At 64.2% G+C, this 22884-nt stretch carries 21 protein-coding genes; 8 read left to right on the forward strand and 13 right to left on the reverse strand.

Translation table 11 applies throughout. The features are described 5' to 3' along the window. The 5 genes from VGN68_RS00185 to VGN68_RS00205 all read right to left on the reverse strand — a co-directional run. A partial coding sequence (locus tag VGN68_RS00185; protein ID WP_327472694.1) for a ribonucleotide-diphosphate reductase subunit beta occupies positions 1-540 on the reverse strand: 540 nt, incomplete at its 3' end. Between the two features lie 70 nt (positions 541-610). Then, a complete protein-coding gene (locus VGN68_RS00190) occupies positions 611-895 on the reverse strand; it encodes an endonuclease domain-containing protein (RefSeq protein ID WP_327472696.1) in 285 nt (94 codons plus the stop codon). Between the two features lie 157 nt (positions 896-1052). After that, positions 1053-2993 carry a ribonucleoside-diphosphate reductase subunit alpha gene (locus VGN68_RS00195; protein WP_327472731.1) on the reverse strand — a complete coding sequence of 647 codons (1941 nt, stop codon included), beginning with the start codon at positions 2991-2993 and terminating at the stop codon, positions 1053-1055. Between the two features lie 701 nt (positions 2994-3694). Then, positions 3695-5986, reverse strand: coding sequence for an EAL domain-containing protein (locus VGN68_RS00200; RefSeq protein WP_327472698.1), 2292 nt, complete (start codon positions 5984-5986; stop codon positions 3695-3697). Between the two features lie 115 nt (positions 5987-6101). Continuing rightward, positions 6102-7844, reverse strand: a complete 1743-nt coding sequence (locus tag VGN68_RS00205; RefSeq protein ID WP_327472700.1) for an acyl-CoA dehydrogenase — start codon at positions 7842-7844, stop codon at positions 6102-6104. Between the two features lie 52 nt (positions 7845-7896). On the opposite strand from VGN68_RS00205, the gene VGN68_RS00210 reads away from it, so the two are divergent. Continuing rightward, positions 7897-8856, forward strand: a complete 960-nt coding sequence (locus tag VGN68_RS00210; protein WP_327472702.1) for an L-threonylcarbamoyladenylate synthase — start codon at positions 7897-7899, stop codon at positions 8854-8856. 130 nt (positions 8857-8986) lie between these two features. On the opposite strand, the gene VGN68_RS00215 is transcribed toward VGN68_RS00210, so the two are convergent. From VGN68_RS00215 to VGN68_RS00225, 3 genes are all read right to left on the reverse strand, one after another. Then, positions 8987-9889, reverse strand: a complete 903-nt coding sequence (locus VGN68_RS00215; protein WP_327472704.1) for a DMT family transporter — start codon at positions 9887-9889, stop codon at positions 8987-8989. A gap of 130 nt (positions 9890-10019) precedes the next feature. Next, positions 10020-10799, reverse strand: a complete 780-nt coding sequence (locus tag VGN68_RS00220) for an SDR family NAD(P)-dependent oxidoreductase (protein ID WP_327472707.1) — start codon at positions 10797-10799, stop codon at positions 10020-10022. Between the two features lie 10 nt (positions 10800-10809). Next, a complete protein-coding gene (locus VGN68_RS00225; protein WP_327472709.1) occupies positions 10810-11310 on the reverse strand; it encodes a thioredoxin family protein in 501 nt (166 codons plus the stop codon). 78 nt (positions 11311-11388) lie between these two features. Here VGN68_RS00225 and VGN68_RS00230 point away from each other — a divergent pair, with 78 nt between their 5' ends. From VGN68_RS00230 to VGN68_RS00245, 4 genes are all read left to right on the forward strand, one after another. Beyond that, on the forward strand, positions 11389-12906 hold the full coding sequence (locus VGN68_RS00230; protein ID WP_327472711.1) for an acyl-CoA carboxylase subunit beta: 1518 nt from the start codon (positions 11389-11391) through the stop codon (positions 12904-12906). Positions 12907-13025: 119 nt separating this feature from the next. Next, positions 13026-14159 carry an acyltransferase family protein gene (locus tag VGN68_RS00235; RefSeq protein ID WP_327472713.1) on the forward strand — a complete coding sequence of 378 codons (1134 nt, stop codon included), beginning with the start codon at positions 13026-13028 and terminating at the stop codon, positions 14157-14159. A gap of 12 nt (positions 14160-14171) precedes the next feature. Next, positions 14172-14369: a hypothetical protein gene (locus tag VGN68_RS00240; RefSeq protein ID WP_088440462.1), complete on the forward strand. Its 198-nt coding sequence runs from the start codon at positions 14172-14174 to the stop codon at positions 14367-14369. A gap of 82 nt (positions 14370-14451) precedes the next feature. Further along, entirely contained in the window at positions 14452-15558 is a 1107-nt protein-coding gene (locus VGN68_RS00245; protein WP_327472717.1) for a S41 family peptidase, read from the forward strand. A 49-nt stretch (positions 15559-15607) separates the two neighbouring features. Here the strand turns inward: VGN68_RS00245 and VGN68_RS00250 are convergent, their stop codons facing one another. The 5 genes from VGN68_RS00250 to VGN68_RS00270 form a co-directional block, all read right to left on the reverse strand. Beyond that, entirely contained in the window at positions 15608-16075 is a 468-nt protein-coding gene (locus VGN68_RS00250; protein WP_327472719.1) for a nuclear transport factor 2 family protein, read from the reverse strand. Positions 16076-16220: 145 nt separating this feature from the next. Further along, entirely contained in the window at positions 16221-16703 is a 483-nt protein-coding gene (locus VGN68_RS00255; RefSeq protein ID WP_327472721.1) for a GNAT family N-acetyltransferase, read from the reverse strand. Positions 16704-16734: 31 nt separating this feature from the next. Beyond that, the gene (locus VGN68_RS00260) at positions 16735-17658 is read right to left on the reverse strand and encodes a hypothetical protein (RefSeq protein WP_327472723.1); all 924 of its coding nucleotides are present in this window, start codon (positions 17656-17658) and stop codon (positions 16735-16737) included. A gap of 88 nt (positions 17659-17746) precedes the next feature. Continuing rightward, the gene (locus tag VGN68_RS00265; RefSeq protein WP_327472724.1) at positions 17747-19162 is read right to left on the reverse strand and encodes a wax ester/triacylglycerol synthase family O-acyltransferase; all 1416 of its coding nucleotides are present in this window, start codon (positions 19160-19162) and stop codon (positions 17747-17749) included. Positions 19163-19251: 89 nt separating this feature from the next. Further along, on the reverse strand, positions 19252-20838 hold the full coding sequence (locus VGN68_RS00270; RefSeq protein WP_327472725.1) for an AbgT family transporter: 1587 nt from the start codon (positions 20836-20838) through the stop codon (positions 19252-19254). Positions 20839-20894: 56 nt separating this feature from the next. Here VGN68_RS00270 and VGN68_RS00275 point away from each other — a divergent pair, with 56 nt between their 5' ends. From VGN68_RS00275 to truB, 3 genes are all read left to right on the forward strand, one after another. Continuing rightward, positions 20895-21497, forward strand: coding sequence for a thymidine kinase (locus tag VGN68_RS00275; protein ID WP_327472726.1), 603 nt, complete (start codon positions 20895-20897; stop codon positions 21495-21497). Positions 21498-21654: 157 nt separating this feature from the next. Continuing rightward, positions 21655-21963 carry a hypothetical protein gene (locus VGN68_RS00280; protein WP_327472727.1) on the forward strand — a complete coding sequence of 103 codons (309 nt, stop codon included), beginning with the start codon at positions 21655-21657 and terminating at the stop codon, positions 21961-21963. A 9-nt stretch (positions 21964-21972) separates the two neighbouring features. Next, the coding region (gene truB, locus VGN68_RS00285; RefSeq protein ID WP_327472729.1) for a tRNA pseudouridine(55) synthase TruB at positions 21973-22884 on the forward strand (912 nt) is incomplete at its 3' end.

A 22884-nucleotide genomic window follows, 5' to 3' on the forward strand; every position in this document is an offset into this window, starting at 1 on the left:
GCCCTTCATCTTGTTGAAGCGCGGGAAGTTCATCAGCATCGCGAAGCTGGCGAAGAGCTGCAAGCCTTCGGTAAAGCCGCCGAACATCGCGAGGGTGCGCGCGATATCCTCGTCATTGTCGACGCCGAACTGCTGCATATAGTCATGCTTGGCGCGCATCTCGTCATATTCGAGGAACATGCCATATTCGCTTTCGGGCATGCCGATGGTGTCGAGCAGGTGGCTGTACGCCGCGATATGCACGGTTTCCATGTTGCTGAACGCGGTCAGCATCATCTTGATTTCGGTCGGCTTGAACACGCGGCCATATTTGTCGTGGTAGCAATCCTGCACCTCGATATCGGCCTGGGTGAAGAAGCGGAAAATCTGGGTGAGCAGGTTGCGTTCATGGTCGCTGATCTTTTGCGCCCAGTCGCGGCAATCCTCGCCCAGCGGCACTTCCTCGGGCACCCAGTGGATCTGCTGCTGGCGCTTCCAGAAATCGAACGCCCAGGGGTATTCGAAGGGCTTGTAGGTGTTGCGGGCTTCTAGAAGGGGCATCTCAAACTCCAGTCGCAAATTCGGTCCAATTTTCCCTCTCCCCTTGTGGGAGAGGGAGGGGCCCAAGGCGTCAGCCTTGGGAGGGTGAGGGGGTGAGAGCGGCGTCAATCTGCGCCAGCACTCCCTCGATATTCGTCATCACGTCATCATTCCAAAACCGGATTACCCGATAACCTTCGCCCGTGATGAAGCGGGATCGCGCTTCGTCATAGGCGACCGCGTCGCCATGCTGTCCTCCGTCGATCTCGATCACCAGCCGCGCGGCGTGCGATGCGAAATCGGCGAAATAGGGTCCGAGAGCTTGCTGGCGGCGGAACTTTGCGAGAGGGAAAGTCTCCCGCAAGGCGCGCCACATGCGCTTCTCGGCATCGGTGGAGTTACGGCGGAGCTGGCGCGCTCGTTCGGTCGTCCACCAAGGGAGGTCGGCACGTTTGCCTCGCTCCCTCACCCTCCCATCGCCGCTCACGCGGCGACGGGCCCCTCCCTCTCCCACAAGGGGAGAGGGGTTCTATTCACTGACAAGCCAGGCATTCATCGTAATCGGTGGTCTGCAATTCATAAACCGGCGCCTCGGCGGTGTTGTCGGCCTCGACCCCGCCCGCGAAGCCGGCGCGCTGCACCGATTTCGAGCGGAGATAATAGAGCGATTTGATGCCGAGTTCCCACGCGCGGTAGTGGAGCATCAGCAGGTCCCATTTCTCGACGTCCGCCGGGATGAACAGGTTCAGCGACTGCGCCTGATCGATGTACGGGGTGCGATCGGCCGAGAGTTCGAGCAGCCAGCGCTGGTCGATCTCGAAGCTGGTCTTGAAGCAGTCCTTTTCGTCCTGGGTCAGGAAGTCGAGGTGCTGGACGCTGCCGCCGCGTTCGAGGATCGAGTTCCAGATATTGTCGCTGTTCTTCGCCTTGTCGACGAGGAGCGCTTCCAGATGCGGGTTGCGGATCGAGAAGCTGCCCGAGAGCGTCTTGTGCGTGTAGATGTTCGCCGGGATCGGCTCGATGCACGCGCTGGTGCCGCCGCAGATGATCGAAATCGACGCGGTGGGCGCGATCGCCATCTTGCAGCTGAAGCGCTCCATCACCCCCTGATCGGCGGCGTCGGGGCAGGGGCCGCGTTCCTTGGCGAGCAGCATCGACGCCTGATCGACCTGCGCGCGGATATGTTTGAAGACGCGCAGGTTCGACGATTTCGCCATCGCGCCCTCGAAGGGCAGGCCGCGCGCCTGGAGGAAGCTGTGGAAGCCCATGACGCCAAGGCCGACCGAGCGTTCGCGGCTGGCGCTATATTTGGCGCGTGCCATTTCGGGCGGGGCGCGGTCGATATAGTCCTGCAGGACGTTATCGAGCATGCGCATGACATCCTCGATGAACATCTTGTCGCCGTTCCACTCGTCCCAGGTTTCGAGGTTGAGCGACGAGAGGCAGCAGACCGCGGTGCGATCGTTGCCGAGATGGTCGCGGCCCGTCGGGAGCGTGATTTCGCTGCACAGGTTCGAGGTGGTGACCTTTAGGCCCAGATCGCGGTGATGCTTGGGCATCATGCGGTTCACCTGGTCGATGAAGATGATGTAGGGCTCGCCCGTCGCGAGGCGGGTTTCGACGAGCTTCTGGAACAGGCTGCGCGCATCGACGGTGCCCCGGACGCTCTGGTCCTTGGGGCTGCGGAGGTTGAATTCCTGGCCGTCGCGCACCGCTTCCATGAACTCGTCGGTGATCAGCACGCCGTGATGGAGGTTCAGCGCCTTGCGGTTGAAGTCGCCCGACGGTTTGCGGATTTCGAGGAACTCCTCGATCTCCGGGTGGCTGATGTCGAGGTAGCAGGCGGCAGAGCCGCGGCGGAGGCTGCCCTGCGAGATCGCGAGGGTGAGCGAGTCCATGACGCGGACGAAGGGGATGATGCCGCTGGTCTTGCCGTTGAGGCCGACGGGTTCGCCGATGCCGCGGACGCTGCCCCAATAGGTGCCGATGCCGCCGCCGCGGCTGGCGAGCCAGACATTCTCGTTCCAGGTCTCGACAATGCCCTCCAGGCTGTCGGGGACCGAGTTGAGGTAACAGCTGATCGGCAGGCCGCGGCCGGTGCCGCCGTTCGACAGCACGGGGGTGGCGGGCATGAACCACAGGCGGCTGATATAGTCATAGAGGCGCTGCGCGTGATCCTGATCATCGGCATAGGCCGACGCGACGCGCGCGAAGAGATCTTGGTACGATTCGCCGGGGAGCAGGTAGCGGTCCTCGAGCGTTTCCTTGCCGAAGTCGGTGAGCAGCGCATCGCGGCTGCGATCGGTGACGATGTCGAATCGGCGCGCGTGGACCTTCGCCTCGCTGCTGTCGTTAAGCTTGGCGGTCGGGACCGCTTCGGGGACCGATTCGGTCGCTGGAGGCGCTTCGTTCTTCGTCAATTCCACCGTCGCCACGTCGCTCGTCTCCACCCGTTCTGTCTCGCGAAAATCCATCATATCCGTCCCCGATTGCCCATGCGCCGCAGCGCATATGTTCCTGTCTTGTTCGACTCGGGACGAAGCCCCAGCCTAGCATCTATTCGATCTGCGGGGGCACATATTTTTGGCCGCACGAAGCAGTTTCCCGAGCCCATATGCGATGGGCGACGGAAAACCGCCATTTTTGGCTAACCACTAATTCTTGGGGTGCCCCCTCGGCCGACCCACCATCTATAGTGCCACGTCGGCGCCGCGATGCAAGACAGTAAATGACGATTTAGGGACTCGGTTCGTCGATATTTTGATTCGTCTCGTCGCTCGTGATGCCCGGTCGCGGGGGCGCGCGCCAGCCTTTCCGCGGGTTTGCGCAAATATGAGTGTAATCGCGATTTAAATGGATTTTTTATTGCAGAGCAGGACCGCTGAAATGGCGCTTGGCGCCAAAGGCTGGCCGGTCACCACATGTGTCAAGCGGTCGCGCGGGCCGCGGGCAAAAAGAAAGGGCCCCGGCAATGCCGGAGCCCTCTCCCTGAATTTGCATCCAGGTTAGGCCGATGCGCCACCGTTGCCGGAGCCGCCGCCACCCAGAAATCTCCAAAACCAACCCATAAAATATCTCCTGTCGGCACTGCCCACGAAGAACAGTTAACGGAGCATATACCATCTTTGGTAAGGTAAATCGAGTCTTAACCATAGCATTACAGCCAATCTGGCAGTTATGCGGTGCGGTTTTGCGGCGGGGCCGACAGGGTCGCGGCGAGTTCGGAAAATAATTGCGGCTTGCCAAGATGATAGCCCTGGCCAACGTCGCAGCCGAGCTGGCCCAACAGGGCCATGGTTTCGGCATCTTCAATGCCTTCGGCGACCGCAACCGCGCCCAGCCGATGTGCTAGATCAATGGTCGATTTCACCACTTCAAGGTTCCGCTGCGAATCGCGCATCGTCATCACGAACCGCTTGTCGATCTTGATTTCGTCGGCCTCGATTTCGGTGAGATATTCGAGGTTTGACTGGCCCGTGCCATAATCGTCGATCGACAGCCGGATGCCGGTGCGGCGCAATTGCGCGAGGGTCTGGCGCGCCTGGCGGCTGTTTTCGATCTGCGCGGTTTCAGTGATCTCGATGGTCAGGACTTCGGGCGGCAGATGATGCGCGGTGAGCATGACACGGATCGTGCCGACCAGATCGCTGTGATCGAGCAGCGTCGCCGACAGATTGACCGACATGTTGATCCGGTGGCCGCGCTCATGCAACTGCGCTGCCGAGCGGATCGCCTGATCCATCACGAACAGCGTCAGGCGATAAATGTCCTGGCTTTTTTCGGCCTGGACGATGAACTCGTCGGGCGGGATCGGGCCGCGCGTCGGGTGCGTCCAGCGCGCCAGCGCCTCGACCCCGACCAGCTTGCCCGTCGCGATGGCATATTGCGGCTGGAATGCGACCCAGATGTCGCCGCCGGTCAGCGCGTCCTCCAGCTGCGAGTGGAAGGAGAGTTGCCAGCCGGCATCGTCCTTTTGCCGCGGGACATATTTTGTCCACAGCGCCCGGGTACGGATCGCGCGTTCTGCAGCGACGAGCGCTGCGGCAAGACGCTGGGCGTTCGATCCCTCGAACTCGTCATTCACCCCAAAAGCAATTGCAACATCGACGCGCAGCTCGCCGATCGTCAGCGGCGCGTTGAACAGCGCGGCAAGCCCGGCAAGCTGTCCCTCGATCTGGCTGTGCTGATAATAGGGGACCAGCCAAGCGAACGTGCCGTCGAGGTCGTGATGAAGCGCCGTACCCTGTGACGCAAGCAGCAGGCGGCGCGTGACCTGTTCGATCAGCTTTCCAATCCCGTCACCCGGGATGAAAGCGGCAAGATCTTCGAAATTGACAACCTTGGCGGCAACGACCGTCGCACTGCCAAACGGCGTCTGCGATCGCAGCGCTTCGAAGTTGGGGAGGCCCGAGACGGGATTTTCGCGCTGGGCCGAGCGGCGACGGCGGGTTCGCGATACATTGGCGCTAACCGCAGCGATCAGGAAGCAGGCGCCCCCGATCTGGGTTGCCACCAGGCTGAGACCCAGAATGATCTTTGCGGCGATCAGCAGCAAGGTCGTGCCCAGCGCCACGCGCGAATACCAGCGCCCACCCTGCCAAGTCAGCGCGCCCAACAGCAAGATCGCAGTGATCGCCAGCGCCGGTAGCCAGCCGATATTCGTCGGTTGGCCGCGCTTCAGCGCCTCTCCCGCGATCAGGTGAATATAGGCACCGGGCAGCTTGTCATGACCGGGCAAATAATGTTTGTCGGGTGACGCTGCGGCGGTAAACGCAAAGATAACATCTTTTCCGCGCAAAAGCTCGGGATCGAGCTTGCCTGTCATTACGTCGATCGCGCTATATTCTTTGATCGTGCCCGCGTCATAGGACAGGTCGAGCGCGAAAACGTCGGGTCGATCGGGTTGCCGATCGGCGAGCTTGGCGGCAAAACTGGGCAGCAGTCGGCCGCTTGCCGTGACCGCAAGTGGCACTTTCCAAACTTGCCAAAACTCATACTCCCAGCAGATGCAGGCTTGTTGTGCGCGATCCCCGAACGCGGGATCAGGCCAATAATCGACCACAGCGGTGGTTCCCTGGGTGCTGCTTCCCGGCACCGCAAGCACGATCCGGTCGCCCATTTTCCGGACAGCATCCACCAACAGGGGAAAGTCGCGATCTTGAAGGCGGCGCTCATAGGAAAAATCGACAAAAAGCCGCTTGGCCGGTGACGCGCCAACCGCGCTGACGAGTTGCGCGTGATGCGAGACGTCGAAGTCCTTGTTTTCAACGGCCTGCAAAGTCTTGTCATCAAGGCCGACGACAACGGTGTCGCCTGACACGGGTCGCCACGCGACGCGGCCCACAGCGCTTTCAAGGATGCGGTCGACCGGTTCGGTGATCGACGAAAGCCCCGCCGCCACGCTCAGCAGCAATGCGAGAGCGATCGTGCGCCAACTGATGATCAGATTTTTGACCGGAATGGGCACGCACGTCTCCAGCAATTGCTGGTCGTGCCTAGTGCCCGATGGTTATCATCGCGTTAATCATGAACAAAATCTTGCTGCTCCCGAAGGGCTGAAAAGCCGCTTATATCCCCCGGTTTCAGGCAAATTTCGGTAGCGGGGCGAGCGCCGCGTCACCCGCCAGTGCCGATGGCGCGAGGCCGGTCGCGGCGGGGACGATTTGCTCCAGGTAAAAGCGGGTCGAGGCGATCTTGGCCTCCAGGAACGCGCGGTCGCTGCTGTCGTTGTCCAGCGCGGCCTTTGCCGCCCGATGCTCAAGCGCCATCAACCAGCCGCAGGTCGCGGTGGCCAGCATGGTCAGGTAGGGATAGCTGCCCGCAAGGCGGTCGCCGGTGCTGGCTCCGACCATCCAGTCGGTGACCGCGCGGCAGGCGTCGGCGAGCTGCTGGAGCTCGGGGAAATCCGCGGCGCCGTGCGCGATGTCATCGATCAAACCGCGGACGAGGTCGCCGCCGGCCATGCCGAGCTTGCGTCCGACCAGATCGGCGGCCTGAATACCGTTGGTGCCTTCGTAGATCGGAGCGATGCGCGCGTCGCGATAATGCTGCGCGGCGCCGGTTTCCTCGATGAAGCCCATGCCGCCATGGACTTGGATGCCGAGGCTGGCGACTTCGCAGCCGATGTCGGTCGCGTGCGCCTTGACCAGCGGAATCAGGATTTCGGCGCGCATCGCGGCGGCTTCGTCGCCCAATTTGCCAAAATCGGTCTGCGCGGCGGCGTAATAGGTCAGCGCGCGCGCCGCTTCGGTCTGGGCGCGCATCCGCCACAGCATCCGGCGCACATCGGGGTGCTGGTCGATGGTGACGGGGGTGCGGTCGGTGCCGCCGGCCAGCGCCGACTGGACGCGCTCGGCAGCGAAGCGCTGCGCCTGCTGTGTCGCACGTTCGGCGATCTGGACGCCCTGACAGCCGACGAGCAGGCGCGCCGCGTTCATCATCACGAACATCGCGCGCATCCCGCCCATTTCGGCGCCGACGATCTCGCCAAGGCAATCCTCGTCTTCGCCATAGATCATCACCGCGGTCGGCGAACCATGGATACCCAGCTTATGCTCGATCGACGCGCAGCGAACGCCGTTCGAGTGGGCGGGCTTGCCCTCCGCGTCGAGGCGGTATTTGGGGACGAGGAACAGCGAGATGCCGCGCGTCCCTTCGGGCGCGCCGGGGGTGCGTGCGAGGACAAGGTGGACGATATTGTCGGTGAGGTCATGCTCACCGAAGGTGATGTAGATCTTTTGCCCTCTGATCTTGTAGAGTCCCGCATGTTCACCCTCGGTGACCAGCTCCGCGGTCGAACGCAGCGCGCCAACGTCGCTGCCCGCGGCGGGCTCGGTCAGGTTCATCGTGCCGTTCCACGCGCCCGACACCAGCTTGGGCAGCCAGGTCTGGCGCTGTTCCTCGGTGCCATAGGCCATCAACGCATGGATCGCGCCCGGGGTCAGGATGTTGCACAGGGTAAAGCCCATGTCGGCGGTGCCAAGCGCCTCGATGATCACGGTTGCCAGCGTGAAGGGCAGGCCTTGCCCGCCATATTCGGTGGGGCCGTCGATGCTGCCCCAGCCAGCGTCGACGAACGCCTGATAGGCTTCCTTGAAGCCCGGGGGCATGGTGACCTTGCCGTCTTCCCACTTGGGGTTCTGGACGTCGCCGACGCGATTGAGCGGAGCGTAAACCTCGGCGGCAAATTCGCCGATACCGTTGACGATCGCCTCGACCATGTCGGGGGTCGCGGCGGCGAATTTCTCATGCGCCGCCATCGCGTCGATGCGCGCGATATGGTCGAGAACGAAGAGTTGTTCGGTGGTCGGCGGCGTATAGGTCATCTCGTCCCCGCTTTTGCTGGCGATTCTATGCTCGGCGCGGCTATAGCGCGGCATGGCGACGGGTCAAACGAACGAGAACATAGCGACCGATGTGCGGCCGTTTAACACGGATGCGATAGCGCGCGCCGCGGCGCTGGTCGCCGATGGCCGACCGGTCGCGGTGCCGACCGAGACGGTGTACGGCCTCGCCGCCGATGCGCGCAACGCCGACGCGGTGGCGCGCATCTATGCGGCGAAGGGGCGGCCTGATTTCAACCCGCTGATCGTACATGTCGCCAATCTGGCGGCGGCCGAGCGGCTGGGGGTGTTCGGTGCGGTTGATCGCGCCTTGGCGGCGCGCTTCTGGCCGGGGCCGCTGACTTTGGTGGTGCCGCGCCGTGACGATTGCCCGGTGGCCAGCATTGCGACCGCGGGGCTGGACACGATCGCGGTGCGGGTGCCGGGGCATCGCGCGATGCAGGCTTTGCTGGCGGCGACCGGCGCGCCGCTAGCCGCACCGAGTGCGAATGCGAGCGGGGGCGTGAGCCCGACCAAGGCAAGCCATGTGCTGGCAACGCTTGAGGGGCGAATTGCGCTCGTGATCGACGATGGCCCCTGTGCAGCGGGCGTGGAATCGACGATTGCGCGGATGAAGGGGGGTGCGGTCGAGGTGCTGCGGCCCGGACCGGTGACGGCGGCGATGCTGGCGAAGGCGAGCGGCTTGCCGGTATCCGGGGTGAAGGGTTCGGAGATCGTCGCGCCGGGCATGCTGGCGAGCCATTATGCGCCGGGCAAGCCGGTGCGATTGGGCGCGGTGGATTTTGCAGAAGATGAGTTTGGGATCGGATTTGGCCTGATCGCGGGCGATTACAACCTGAGCGAAACGGGCGTTTTGACCGAAGCGGCGGCGCGCCTGTTCGATGCGCTGCACGCCGGGGCCGCAAGCGGGAAGGCGAAGATTGCGGTTGCGACGATCCCTGCCGAGGGGCTGGGCGCGGCGATCAACGATCGGCTTGCGCGGGCGGCGGTCTAGCTTCTCCCCTCCCGCTTGCGGGAAGGGTCGGGGGTGGGTCAGCGGCGATGCGGCAATGCCCACTCCGCTGCGACTAGCGAGCAAAGCTCGTAAGTCTCGCTGCCCGTACCGCAAGCGGGAGGGGAGGGGGTTAAGCCGCCGCCGGCTCAATCGGATCGAGCTGCGGGGTCTTGCGCGCCACAATCAGGCAGCCGACGACGATCAGCACCGCGCCGATGATCGTCGGCCAGGTCACCGCTTCGTCGAAGAACATCCAGCCGAACAAGATGGCCCACAGGAAACCGCTATATTCGGTGGTCGCCAGGATTTGCGCCTCGGCGCGGGCATAGGCCCAGCTCAGCAAGAGCAGCGACGTTACAGCGAGGAAAGCGGCGCCGACGAGCGGGATCGCCTGTTCGCTGCCGGGAACCGCAAGAAACCACGGCGCGCCCACCGCGAGGATCAGCGCGACGAAGCCGTTCTGGAAAAAGGCGATCTCCATCGGTTCGGCCATCTTCGCCTGCCGCCGCGCGAGGATGAGATTATAGGCGTAGAGCAGCGCCGAACCGACGACCGCGCCGACGGCCCACAGGGCTTCGGGCGCATAGTCGCCGCGGCCGAGTTTGCCCGCGACGATGACGATCACGCCCGCGATGCCGAGCAAGGACGCGATGATCGAGCGCGGTCCTATTTTCTCGCCAAGGAAGATTGCCGCCATGTAGAGCGTCGCGAGCGGGGCGATGAAGGCGATCGCGATCGCCTCCGCCATCGGCAGCCGCGCCAGCGCCCAGAAAAAGCTGACCGCCATGCCCGCGACGAACAGCGAGCGGACGGCGTGGATGCGCAGCGTGGCGCGGTCGGGCATCGCGGGGCGCGAGGCAAAATAGATCGCGCCGCTGAGGATCGTCCCGGCGCCGGTGCGCCACAGCACGGCGTTATACGCACCGATGTCGATCGACAGCCCCTTCATCAGCACATCCATCGCCGAAAAGGTCGCAATGCCCGCGCACGCGATCAGGAACGGGATGACGGGAGAGGGCGAATCGGGGCGCATGGCCAGCGCCTACAGGAAGCGCTTGCTCAGGTTAATCGTCATTGCGAGCGAAGCGAAGCAATCCACAGCGGCCTAAACCTGCTCTGGATTGCCGCGTCGCCTTCGGCTCCTCGCAATGACGGGGGGAATATCACCGAAACGTCGCCTGTCCTGCGCCGTCGATGTTGAGTTTCTGTCCCGAGCAATATGAATTCGCGTCGCTGACAAACCACACCACCGCCCCCGCCACATCGGCAGGGACCGCGACGCGGCCGAAGGGCATTTTTGCGGCGAGATGCTGGATGTCATCCTGACCGGTTATCGCGCGCGACAGTTTTTCGCCCATGTCGCTGACGGTCAGCGCGGGGGCGACGATGTTGACGCGGACGCCGTTCGCCAGCTCTTCCTTGGCCAGCGCATAGGCCAGCGCTTCGCCAGCCGCCTTTGCCATGGTGTAGGGCGCGCCGTTGGGCGAGTGGGTGTAGGTCGCGATGCTGGAAATGACGATGATGTCGCTGCGTTTGTGGGTGCGCAGTTGCGGCAGTGCGAGGCGCGACAGGCGGTGGGGGCCACCGGCGTGGACGGCGAAGAGCTTGTCGACTTCTTCGGGGCTGGTGTCGGCGACTGCCCGGCCGCGGCTGGCGATGCCCGCATTGTTGACGAGGATCGACATCGGGCCAAAGTCGGCTTCGACCGCGGCGACCATCGCGGCGCAGGCGGCTTCGTCGGTGACCGACGCCTGATAGGCTTTTGCCTTGCGACCGAGCGCTTCGATCGCGGCGACGGTTTCGGCGGCTTCCTGCTCGCCGCGGGTATAATTGACCGCGACGTCAGCGCCTGCTTCGGCGAGCCCGATCGCGATCCCGCGCCCAATCCCGCGCGAGGCGCCGGTGACGAGCGCGACGCGCCCTGCCAGGTTCATCTCGGCCATGTGTCTCTCCCTATTGCATCAGTTCGTTATAGATATCGTCGTCGCTGCGGCTGGCGGCGTTGCGCCACTTGGGCGCGGTTTTGCGGTTGAGGACGGTGCCGTCGATATCAAGGATCGCGACGGTGGGTGTGCCTTTGATCTTTTTGAAGCCGAAGCGTTCTGGCACCTCGGGATTGCGGCCCCATCCGCGCACATGCGGCATCCCGATGTCGGCATAGACGATCTCGTAGCGGCCCCGGACAGGGGCGAAGCGGTCGGTGGCAAGGAGGTTGGCGAACCACGCGCTGTCGTGGCAGCCGCCGGTTCCCATGACGAGCAGGACGGGTTTGCGCGACTGCTTTGCCCTTGTCAGCGCGGCGTCGATTGCGGGCATCGGATCGGCGATGAAAGCGTCGCTCTTGTAAGCATCTTCGACGCCAGGGAGGGTACGCGGGGCTGTGCCGTCAGCGGCCAGCGCGGGCGTCATCAAAAGCAGGGGCGCGGCGAAAGCGAAGGCGAATTTGCGGGTCATCGGATAACGATAGCAGCGGGGTAGAGGTGGGCAAGGTTTTGCATGACGTTTCCGTCAACGTCAGATAGCCTTTGCTGCATGAGCTGGAAAAAAGAGATCGACGAACTCGGCCAACGCCGCGCGATGGCTGAGAAGATGGGCGGCGCGGAAAAGGTCGCGCGCCAGCACAGCCGCGGCAAGATGGACGCGCGGGCGCGGCTTGCCGGCATCGTCGATGAAGGCAGTTTTCGCGAGATCGGCAAAATTGCGGGGCGCGGCACCTATGGGCCGGATGGCGAGCTGGAAGATCTGGCGGCGAGCAATTTCATTTTCGGGCGCGCCAATATCGACGGGCGGCCGGTGGTCGCGTCGGCCGACGATTTCACCGTGCGCGGCGGCGCGGCCGATGCGGCGCTGCACCGCAAGTTTGTGCAGTGCGAAGCGATGGCGCATGAATATCGCCTGCCGCTGATCCGCATGATCGACGGCACCGGCGGGGGCGGGTCGGTCAAGACGCTGGAGGATATGGGCTATACCTATATTCCGCATGTGCCGGGGTGGCATGAGATCATCGCCAACCTCGACACGGTGCCGGTGGTGGCATTGGCGCTGGGGCCGACCGCGGGGCTGGGCGCGGCGCGGGTGGTGGCGAGCCACTACAGCATCATGGTGCGCGGGCTGTCGCAGCTGTTCGCGGCGGGACCGGCGGTCGCGGCGGCGATCGGCGATACGCTGGACCGCGAGGAATTGGGCGGCACAGACGTGCATACGCGCAACGGCGTGGTCGACGACGAAGTCGCGAGCGAGGCCGAGGCGTTCGCGGCGGCGCGGCGGTTTTTGTCTTACCTGCCTTCATCGATCCATGATCGCGCGCCGCGGACCGAATGCAATGATCCGGTCGACCGGCGCGAGGAGAGCCTGTTGTCGGCGGTGCCGCGCGAGGCGAAGCAGGTTTATGCGATGCGCCGCGTTTGCGACGCCGTTTTCGACCGTGACAGTTTCTTTGAGATGGGCGCGCGGTGGGGGCGGGCGGTGATCACGGCGTTCGCGCGGCTCGACGGCTATCCGGTCGCGGTACTCGCGAGCGATCCGTCTTACCTTGGCGGGTCGTGGGATGCGAAGACGAGCGAGAAGGCCGAGCGCTTCGTCAAGCTGGCCGACCAGTTCCACCTGCCGATCGTCCATCTGGTTGACAACCCCGGCTTCATGATCGGCGGCGAAGCCGAACGGACGGGGACAATCCGTTACGGGGTGCAGGCGATGAACGCGATCTACCGCGCGACGGTGCCGCTGGCGTCGGTGGTGATCCGCCGCGCTTATGGGATCGCGGGTAGCGCGATGTCGAACGCCGAACGCTTCCAGTATCGCTTTGCGTGGCCGTCGGGCGACTGGGGCAGCCTGCCGATCGAGGGCGGGGTCGAGGTGGCGTACAAGAGCGAGCTGGAGACGGCGGAGGATCCGGCGGCGCATCTGGAGGCGATCCGCGAAAGGCTCAACCGCGTGCGTTCGCCATTCCGAACGGCGGAGAAATTCGGGGTCGAGGATATCATCGACCCGTGCGACTCGCGGCCTTTGCTGTGCGAGTTTGCGGAGTTGGCGTGGCGGGTGCTTAGATAACCTGTCCCAAATCCGTTTGTGCTGAGCTTGTCGAAGCACCGATCTTTCTTCTAGCGTCGCCAGAAGAAAAAGACGGCCCTTCGACAAGCTCAGGGGCAAACGGTAGAGGGGGATTTGCAGTGAATTCCACGCGCCACTACGGCATGGACTGGTTGCGGATCGGCGCGTTTGCGCTGCTGATCCTCTATCATATCGGCATGTATTTCGTGCCGTGGGGCTGGCACGTCAAAATCGCCGAGCCGCTTGATTGGGTCACCATTCCGATGCTCGCGACGAACGGCTGGCGGCTGGCGTTGCTGTTCCTTGTGTCGGGTTACGCAAGCGCGGCGCTGTTTGCGAAACTGGGCGGCAGCGGTGCGTTCGCGCGGTCGCGCAGTGCGCGGTTGCTGGTCCCGCTCGCTTTCGGGATCATTTTCATCATTCCCCCGCAGCCGTGGATCGAACTTGTCGGCCAGCACGGCTATTCCCACGGTTTCCTCCATTTCTGGACCCGCGACTATTTCCGTTTCGGCGCGCTCGACGGGATCATCCTGCCGACATGGCAACACCTGTGGTTCGTCGTGTATCTGTGGGTTTATACGATGTTTGCGGCATTGCTGCTCGCGCTGATCCCGGAGCCAGCGCGTATGAAATTCACGAGCATCGCTGCGGGGGCGCTGCGCGGGTGGCGAATGCTCGTTGCGCCGCTGGTATTGTGGGTGCTGATCTATGTCCTGTTTCCGACGCATGACGAGACGCATGCGCTGTTCGACGACGGGCCGTCGCATCTTCATTATCTGGTGCCTTTCTTCGTCGGCTGGCTGCTTCGCGTGCGACCGGCTCTGTTCGAGACGGTCGCACGATATTGGAAGGTTGCGCTGCTGCTCGCGCTGCTCGCGTTCGTACCGGTTGCGTGGATCGAGTGGACCTGGCCGGGCAACATGGTCGCGCCCGATTGGGTGTTTCCGCCCTATCATCTGGCGCGGCTGGTCAACGGCTGGATGACGATCGTGGCGTTGCTCGGCATCGCCGACCGCTGGTGGAACCGCGACCATCCCAAACGCGCGATGCTCGCGGAGGCGGTGTTCCCATTCTACATCATCCACCAGACGATCATCGTTGTTGTCGGCTGGTATCTGCTGCGGGCCAATGTCGCCGCGCTGCCATCCTTCCTGATCCTGCTCGCGGCGACAGTGACGGGATGCTGGCTTTTCTATTGGATCGGGCGCAGCATCGGCTGGCTGCGACCGCTGATCGGATTGCAGCGCCAATAGGGGGAGATCATCATGGGTGCATTGAAGGGCGTTCTCGCGATCGTCGGGGTCGCGATGATCCTGGTTGGCGGGCTGTGGGCGCTGCAAGGGCTCGACATCGTGCGCTGGCCGGCGAGCAGCTTCATGCTGGGCGACACGACGTGGACGCGCAACGGCGTCGTGCTGGCGGTTGTCGGCATCTTTCTGGTCTGGTTCGCGCGCAAACGCTGAAGGCTAACGACTACAAATGTAGTTGATCTGTATTGTTGATGTGATACACTTGGGTCCAACCGGAGTTGGATTGGAGACCAAGATGATTCGCGCTTCCTATATTTTGCCTGCGCTGCTGCTCACCGCCGGAACGATAGCCGCGCCGATGATGGCGTCGTCGCCGGCGCTGGCGGCGGACGAGGTGAGCGCCGACAAGGTTGCCGAAGCCTATGCGGCTTTGCTTGAGAGCGACTATGTCTATCCCGAAACCGGCAAGCGTTACGCCGCCGCGTTACGCGCGGCTATTGCGGCGGGACGCTATGCCAGCCTGACCGGCGAGGCGTTGGGGCAGGCGATCGATCGGGACGTGAATGCGGTGTCGCCCGACGGACATTTGCGGTTGCGCGTGCCGGAAGCGGCCGCGCCTGCTGGCGTCATCACGGGCGCGGCAGCATCGACGCCGCGCCCACCGAAGGTGCCCGTCGAGCAGGCGGGGTGGATCGCGCCGGGGATCGCCTTCGTGCGCTTCAATGTCTTTCCGATGGATGCCGATGTGACCGCGCAGGCCGCGAAGTTCATGGCCGATCACGCCGATGCCAAGGCGATCATCTTTGATATTCGGACCCACAATGGCGGCGGGCTCGACCAGATGGATGTCATCTTTCCGTGGCTGTTCGACAAGGAAACGCGGCTGGTGACGATGGCGACGCGCGCGTCGGTCGATGCGCGCGGGGGGTCGCCGATTGCCGGGCTGCCGTCGATGCGGCCGGCCGAGGGCGACGCTGGCATGGTGACGCGCGAGCATTGGGCGACGCCGAACACCGACGTGCGGCTGCGCGACGCGAAAGTCTATGTGCTGACGTCGGGCGCCAGCGCGTCGGCGGCCGAGCATTTCGCGCTAGCGATGAAACATACGCGCCGCGGGACGCTGGTCGGCGCGCCGACCGCGGGCGCCAATCATTTCGGCCGCGGCGAAGAGCTGGGCGGGGGGTATCGCGCCTTCATCCCGGTAGGCCGGACCTATGATCCGGTCACCGGCAAGGATTGGGAGGGCGACGGGGTGCAGCCCGACATCGCCGTCGCGCCCGCCGAGGCGCTCGTGCGTGTGCTAAGCGAACTTGGCATCGCGCCGGACGAAGCCAAAAGGCTGTCCGACGCGCATATGCCAAGCTGGCCGATGGAACGGCGGCGGCCCCGCGCGAGCCGTTAGGGCCGTTCCGGCAAGCGGAGGCGGTAGGCGCCGACCGCCGCGACGCCCCTTACTTTCCGAGCGCGAAGCTCGTCGAGGACAGGAATTTCCAGCCGGTGGTGGTGCGCACCAGCGTTTCGACGATCGCTTCCTTGCCCCAGTCGGGCTTTTCGGTGCCGCGCTGGCTGACGATGGTCAGCGCGTAGGTGACGACTGCGGTGTCGCCGCTGAGTGAGATCGACTGCGGGCTCAGCTCATATTGTATGACCTTGCCCTGCGTATTCTGGAACTTGGTCCAGCGCACCGCCGAATCCTTGCCGCGCGGCGCAGCGAATTCGGCCGACCATACGACCATCTGCGGGTCGGCATAGTTGGCGGGCCATTTGCCGTTCTGCGCGACGTCGTCAACCCAGCTCTGCTGGACGACTTTCCACGCTTCGGTCTGTTCGGCCGACCAGGTCGGCATCTGGGCGCTGGCAAGCGGCGCCATTGCCATCACGAAAAGGGCCGCCGAAGCGGCATACAACTTGCTGTGCATGGTCTTTCCCCTGTTGTCGTCGGCCTCCGTTGAGGAGGAACGACTCGCTCGCAAACATGCGAGCCCGGTGCGGCCCGGGCGCAGGAGAGCATGACCGGTCGGTCGTGGCAAATGGGCAGAGGGGGTAGGCGCTGCCCGGTGCCGGTCAGGCGGTTTCGGCCAGCCCGGTCAGCGCGTCGCCATCCACGCGCATGACGGTCCATTCGTCCATCAGCTTGGCACCGAGGTTCTGGTAAAAGCCGATCGCGGGGGTGTTCCAGTCGAGGACGCTCCATTCGAGGCGGGCGCAGTCGCGTTCAACGCACAGCTGGGCGAGATGCGCGAGCAGCGCCTTGCCGAGCCCCGATCCGCGCGCCTCGGGACGGACGAACAGGTCTTCAAGATAAATGCCGGGACGTCCCTCGAAGGTCGAGAAATTGTGGAAGAAGAGCGCGAATCCCTGCGGCTCGCCGTCGAGTTCGCCGATCACGACCTCGGCATAAGGGCGCGGCCCGAACAGCTTTTCGTCCAGCTTGGCTTCGTCAAAGCGAACCTCGTGCGCGAGTTTTTCATAGTCCGCGAGATCGCGGATGAACTGCGCGATCAGCGGCAGGTCGGTGGGGGTGGCGGAGCGGATCGAGATGGTCATGGGCGCGCTGTGTCGCGGTCCGCTTTCGCTGTCAAACCTCCAGCTTTTGGAGCGCGCAACTGTTGGCGAAGCCCAGGCCGCGCTTGAGCGCCGGATAGGCGGTGAAGGTTGCGGCGGTCAGCGCCATTTCGAAGCGTATGGTGCGCCCGTAGAGCATTTCGATCTGGGCGCCATGCGCGTCGGCGGCGGGATCATGGCTGCCCACCGCGGACCCGAAGGCAAAGGCTTCGGCCAGGTCGGCGGGCGGATCGCTGGCGAGCAGGCGGTTGACGATATCGCGCGCGACGCCATCGCCGCGTGCACTTTCGGCGGCGATCAGCGCGCACGGCCCGCAATCGGCGGCGAGCGTCGCGCCGATCCGCGCGGCGTGGAAGGCATCGGCGGGGGACGCGTGGCGGTGCGCGGTGACCGGCATGAAATGCTGGAATTTTTCGGCGGCGCGACCGGGCGCGGCGATCAGGTCGGGCAGATAGGGGCTGTTGCCGCCGGTCGCCTTGTCGGCGGCGTGCGCGAACAGGCGTGCGGGGATGCCCGCGGGAGCGATCCGCTGGCGCGCGAACAGGATGGTCAGCGCCACGATGACGAGCAGGGGGTGGCCGAGCACCCCCGGCGCGTCGGCCCAGAAGGTCGCGGGGCCGCAGATGCCCGCGATCACTTCATAGATATGCAGCAAACCGTGGAGCGTCAGCCACAGGCCGCCGACGACCGCGGCGCGCCAGCGCAGGATCGGATGCCCGGCGGCATAGAGCAGGATCAGTCCCGAGCCGACATAGGCCAAGGCGATGTCGCGGATGAAATGCGCATTCGGCGGCCCGGTGGTGATGACGGTCGGGATGAAGACATACCAGGCGAGCGGGTCGATCAGCATGAAGCCGCCATTGGCGATCGCGCCGAGTGCGGCGATCAGCAGCAATAGCTGGACCAGCCGGTCCAGTGCGTCGAATTTGCCCAGCATGACGGGATCCCCCTCGCGTGTTTTAGCGGCGGTATTTAGGCGGCAGCGGCGACGGTGTAAAAAGCTAAGATGTACCGGTCGCGGCCGCCTATCTGCCCTTGATCCCCGCCGCTTCCTCCAGCTCGACCAGTGCATCTTCCAGATAGTCGATCAGCCGCTGGACGTGCGGGACGCTGCGGCGGCAGGCGGTGATGCCGAAATCGATATTCTTGTTGTTCGACACCTGGGTGATGTTCATCGCCATGCCGTCGACCGGGATGCTGGCGGGATACATGCCGTCGAGCCGTGCGCCGTTCCAGTACAGCTGTTCGCGCGGGCCGGGGACGTTCGAGATGGTGACGCTGTACGCCGGGAATTTGTCGGCGGTGCGGGTGAGCGCGGTCAGCATCTGCGGCATCTGGGTGATCGCGGTATAAATCTGGATCTGCTGCGCGGTCATTTCGCGCAGCTGCGCCTTGGCGGCGTTCATCGACGCCTGGATCGTTGCCATGCGTGTCACGGGATCGTCGATATGGGTAGCGAGGTTGGCAGTGACCGCGGCGACCGAATTGGCCGCGTCGATGTCATCCTTTGGCCGGATCGACACTGGCGCCATCGCTTTCAGCGGCTTGTCGGGCAGCTCGTTCAGCGATTGCAGATATTTGCGCATCGCCCCTGAGCACATGCCGAGCACGGCGTCATTGATCGTCCCGTCATAGGCCTTGCCCATCGCGCGCACCCGTTCGAGCGACCAGCTTTGCGCGACGAAGCGGCGGGCGCCGGTGATGTTGCGGTTAAAGCTGGTGCGCGGCACCGCCCATGGCGTCGTCAGGTCGCTGCCGCCCATGCCGAACATCGCGGCGGCATATTGGTTGAGCGCCTTGGTCACCCCGACGCTGTTGCCCCATTGCTCTTTCAGGAAGCTGCCGATGGCTTTCAGGTCGGTCAGGCTGGGGGTTGGCGGTTTTTTCGGTACCGGGAATTTGCGCTTATACGCCTCATAGGCTTCGACCGACATTGGTGAATAGCTGCGCTTTTCCTTGGGATCGGCGCTGAGCATCGCGTTGGTGAAGTGCATCGACGATGCACCGTCCATCAGCGCGTGGTGGATCTTAAAATAGGTCGCAATCTGGCGATCGGGCAGGCCCGATATCAGGGTGATTTCCCACATCGGCCGGGTGCGGTCGAGCAGGGTGCCGTGGAGGCGCGAGACGAGTTCGAACATCTCGCGGTAGCGGCCGGGTTTGGGCAGCGCCGCGCTGCGGACATGGTAATGCATGTCGATGTCTTTGTCGGGGACCAGACGGATCGGGCCGTACTGGCCAAGCGGGGTGAGTTTGAGCACCTCGCTGAACGGGCGGCGCAGCCCTTCGGATTGGCGCAGGTTCGCGAGTTGCGCGTTCAGCCACTCCGTCTCGTCGACCTTGTCGGGCAGGGTGTACAGGTTGACCCCGCCGACGTGCATCGGCGTCTCGCGCGTTTCGGCGACGAGAAACATCGCGTCGGTCACCGGCATCAGGCGCATGGCGCGCTCCCCCTGTTCTTCTGTTCTGTCGCCCAGCATGAAAGGGGGGCGGGGGCGAGTCAAGCTACGCCCCCGCCCTGAGCGGACTGTCAGGGTGCCGTGGTTGGCAAGGGGATATAGACGCTGGCGCCCGGCCCGAGCGGCAGGTCGAGCGCGACCCAGCCCATCAGCAACACAATGCCGCTGACCAGCAGCCCGATCGAATAGGGCAGCATCGTTGCGGCGAGGCTGCCAAGACCGAAATTCGGCTGCCAGCGCTGGCAGAAGATCAGGATCAGCGGGAAATAGACCATCAGCGGCGTGATGATGTTCGTCGCGCCGTCGCCGACGCGATACGCCGCCGTGGTCATTTCGGCGCTGATGCCGAGCAACATCAGCATCGGCACGAGCACCGGCGCCAGCAGCGCCCATTTGGCGCTGGCCGAGCCGATGAACAGGTTGAGCGCTGCGGTCAGCAGAACAATGGCAGCGAGCAAAACCGGGGCGGGCAGGTTGGCGGCGCGCAATCCGTCGGCGCCATGCACTGCCAGGATCAGCCCCAGGTTCGACCAGCCGAACATCGCGACGAAATGCGCCGCGGCAAAGGCGAGGACGAGATAATAGGCCATGTCGCCCATCGAATCGCTCATCATCTTGACCAGATCGCGGTGATTGCCGATCACTCCGGTCGCGCGGCCATAGGCCCAGCCGGACAGAAGGAAGAGCAGGAAAAAGCCCGCGACCAGCGACTGGTACAGCGGCGTCAGTCGCGATTCTGGCGTACCCTCTTCGTCGATCAGCGGCGTTCCCGGGCCAAGCGTGAAGAACAGCCAGAGTCCGATCACGAACAGGATCGCAAGGCCCGCGTGACGCAGGCCGCGTCGTTCGTTGTCGGCCAGCGGGCGGTCGCGCTCGCCCGGGTCGGTGCCGATCCCGGCAGGGACATAGGTGCCCAGGCGCGGTTCGATGATGCGATCGGTCACATACCAGATCACCGGCAGAAAAATGAACAACATGGCGGCAATGAAATACCAGTTGCCCGCGATATTGGCCTGAAAGTCACCGAACACCGTCTCGACCGCAGCCTCCGTTATCCCGAACAGCAATGCGTCGAGCTGGCCCGGCAACAGGTTGGCCGAAAAGCCGCCGGAAACGCCGGCAAAAGAGGCCGCGATGCCCGCGACGGGATGGCGCCCCGCGGCGTGATAAATTACCGCGGCCAGTGGGATCAGGACAACATAGGCAGCGTCGGCGGCCAGGTTGCCCATCATCGCGACCAGCGCGACGATCGGCGTCAGCAGGCGCGGCGACGCACCGCGAACGCTGGCGCGCATCGCGGTTCCGAACAATCCGGTGCGTTCGGCAACCCCCGCGCCCAGCATCACCACCAGCACATAGCCCAGCGGATGGAAATGGGTGAAGGTCTTGGGCATATCGACCCACAATTTGGCGATGTTGGCGGGACTCAGCAGGCTGGTCGCCTCGATGACCTTTTTTGCGCCCGTTTCGGGATCGACTTCGGTCGGATGGATCGCCGACCAGCCGACGGTCGCGGCCAGCACAGATATCAGCACCAGCGCGCCGACCAGCCACAGGAACAGGACGACAGGGTCGGGCAGGCGGTTGCCCACCCGTTCGATCCATCCCAATATGCCGCTGGTCGCGGTCGCGGCGGTGGCATCGGGCGATGTGGACATGAAAACTCCCTTGCGGTTCAGCTTGTCGTTCTGGCCGGGCCGATTATAGCCAGCCGATGGCGAAGCTCTACTTCTATTATGCCAGCATGAACGCAGGCAAATCGACCACGCTGTTGCAGGCGGATTTCAACTATCGCGAGCGCGGCATGGAAACCATGCTGTGGACCGCAGCGCTCGACGATCGGTACGGCGCCGGACAGGTCACCAGCCGTATCGGCCTGATCGCCGAGGCGCATAAATTCGATCCCGACAGCGACCTGTGGGCCGCGGTCAATGCCGAGAATGCCGAGCGCCCGCTCGCCTGTGTGCTGGTCGATGAGGCGCAGTTTCTGATGCGCGCGCAGGTGCTCGATCTCGCCCGACTGGCCGACGAAAGTGGCATCCCGGTGCTCTGCTATGGCCTGCGCACCGATTTTTCGGCCGAGCTGTTTCCCGGCTCGGCGGCGCTGCTCGGCCTTGCCGATGCGCTCGTCGAACTAAAGGCGGTGTGCGAATGCGGGCGCAAGGCGACGATGAACCTGCGCGTTGACGAGACTGGCCGTGCGGTGGTCGAGGGCGCGCAGACCGAAATTGGCGGCAACGACCGCTATGTCGCGATGTGCCGGCGACATTTCATGGCCAAGCGCCGCGAAGCCGCAGCGGCGCAGACCAAGGCTTGACCGGCTGTATCTCGATCTTGCCGATGGCGACCTGAAACTCGTCAAACTGGTCGAGACGGGGCGCGCCGATCGCAGAAGCTGGACCGGCTATGCGCGGAGTACCGGGTTATTGGGCGCGCTTGCCGGGGATTGGCGCGGCGGCGCATAGCTGGCCCGGATGGGCGTACTCCTGATCTTCATGGTGCTCGGGTGGCTGGCGTGTACGGCGGCGACGTTGGTTTTTGCCGCGCTGCTCGACCGTTTCGCGATGCAGCGGCGGTGGGGGCGAACCGCGCGTGCGCTGTGGTCCGCATTGCTGGCCGGTCATGCCGTCAATCTGCTGCTGTTCTGGGATCCGTTTACGCCCGATCCGTATCAATGGCTCCTCTATGGCAGTGCCCTGGCCTTGGCCGCGATGCTCCTGTGGCCGTTTGCGCGCCGCCGGTCGCGCGGCGCGAAAATTGACAGCGGCTCCCGCGCGCCATAGCGGCGCGGGATGAACGGCTGGATCATCCTCGACAAGCCTTTGGGGCTCGGCTCGACGCAGGCGGTTGGCGCGGTCAAGCGCGTGTGCCGCGAAGCGGGGCTGGGCAAGGTGAAGGTCGGCCATGGCGGGACGCTCGACCCGCTGGCGTCGGGGGTGCTGCCGATCGCGCTGGGTGAGGCGACGAAGCTGTGCGGGCGGATGCTTGATGCGAGCAAGATCTATGCGTTCACGATCGCGTTCGGTACCGAAACGTCGGGGCTCGATGCCGAGGGCGAAGTTGTTGCGAGCAGCGATGTACGGCCGACGCTGGCTGAGGTTGAAGCGGTGCTGCCGCGCTTTACCGGGGCGATCGAGCAGGTGCCGCCGGCTTATTCGGCGATCAAGATCGACGGGCAGCGGGCTTATGATCTGGCGCGCAAGGGTGAGGCGGTCGAGATGAAGGCGCGGGGGGTCACCATTTACGCGCTCTCTATCCGTCATCCCGGCGAAGGCCGGGATCTCAACGCCGGCGGCTCAAGACCGGACCGGCGAGACCCCGGCCTTCGCCGGGGTGACGAAATGGAGGAGGGGGTGGAGCGGCTCGACTCCGTCACCCTCACCGCGCACGTCTCGAAAGGCACCTATATCCGCTCGCTCGCGCGCGACATCGCGCATGCCGTCGGCACCGTCGGCCATGTCACCATGCTGCGCCGTACCAAGGCCGGGCCGTTCGATCTGGAACAGGCGATTTCGCTGGACAAACTCAATGCATTCGGCCAAGGCGCCGCGCAATCAGAAGTCATTCTGCCGCTCGAGGCAGGGCTGGTCGACATCCCGGCTCTGAACCTTTCCCCGGAAGCGGCAGGGGCGATCCGTCAGGGTCGTGTCTGGACCGGGGTAGCTACGGATGACGGGCTCTATTGGGGACGGGACGATCAAAAT

Source organism: Sphingopyxis sp., assembly GCF_035998965.1.
In the GTDB taxonomy this organism is placed as follows: Bacteria; Pseudomonadota; Alphaproteobacteria; order Sphingomonadales; family Sphingomonadaceae; genus Sphingopyxis.

Coding starts and splice junctions, on each gene's coding strand:
- VGN68_RS00190 (WP_327472696.1), bottom strand. CDS start 895: ATGTGGCGCGCCTTGCGGGAGACTTTCCCTCTCGCAAAGTTCCGCCGC.
- VGN68_RS00195 (WP_327472731.1), bottom strand. CDS start 2,993: ATGGATTTTCGCGAGACAGAACGGGTGGAGACGAGCGACGTGGCGACG.
- VGN68_RS00205 (WP_327472700.1), bottom strand. CDS start 7,844: ATGACCTATACGCCGCCGACCACCGAACAACTCTTCGTTCTCGACCAT.
- VGN68_RS00210 (WP_327472702.1), top strand. CDS start 7,897: ATGGCGACGGGTCAAACGAACGAGAACATAGCGACCGATGTGCGGCCG.
- VGN68_RS00215 (WP_327472704.1), bottom strand. CDS start 9,889: ATGCGCCCCGATTCGCCCTCTCCCGTCATCCCGTTCCTGATCGCGTGC.
- VGN68_RS00220 (WP_327472707.1), bottom strand. CDS start 10,799: ATGGCCGAGATGAACCTGGCAGGGCGCGTCGCGCTCGTCACCGGCGCC.
- VGN68_RS00225 (WP_327472709.1), bottom strand. CDS start 11,310: ATGACCCGCAAATTCGCCTTCGCTTTCGCCGCGCCCCTGCTTTTGATG.
- VGN68_RS00230 (WP_327472711.1), top strand. CDS start 11,389: ATGAGCTGGAAAAAAGAGATCGACGAACTCGGCCAACGCCGCGCGATG.
- VGN68_RS00240 (WP_088440462.1), top strand. CDS start 14,172: ATGGGTGCATTGAAGGGCGTTCTCGCGATCGTCGGGGTCGCGATGATC.
- VGN68_RS00245 (WP_327472717.1), top strand. CDS start 14,452: ATGATTCGCGCTTCCTATATTTTGCCTGCGCTGCTGCTCACCGCCGGA.
- VGN68_RS00250 (WP_327472719.1), bottom strand. CDS start 16,075: ATGCACAGCAAGTTGTATGCCGCTTCGGCGGCCCTTTTCGTGATGGCA.
- VGN68_RS00255 (WP_327472721.1), bottom strand. CDS start 16,703: ATGACCATCTCGATCCGCTCCGCCACCCCCACCGACCTGCCGCTGATC.
- VGN68_RS00260 (WP_327472723.1), bottom strand. CDS start 17,658: ATGCTGGGCAAATTCGACGCACTGGACCGGCTGGTCCAGCTATTGCTG.
- VGN68_RS00265 (WP_327472724.1), bottom strand. CDS start 19,162: ATGCGCCTGATGCCGGTGACCGACGCGATGTTTCTCGTCGCCGAAACG.
- VGN68_RS00270 (WP_327472725.1), bottom strand. CDS start 20,838: ATGTCCACATCGCCCGATGCCACCGCCGCGACCGCGACCAGCGGCATA.
- VGN68_RS00275 (WP_327472726.1), top strand. CDS start 20,895: ATGGCGAAGCTCTACTTCTATTATGCCAGCATGAACGCAGGCAAATCG.
- VGN68_RS00280 (WP_327472727.1), top strand. CDS start 21,655: ATGGGCGTACTCCTGATCTTCATGGTGCTCGGGTGGCTGGCGTGTACG.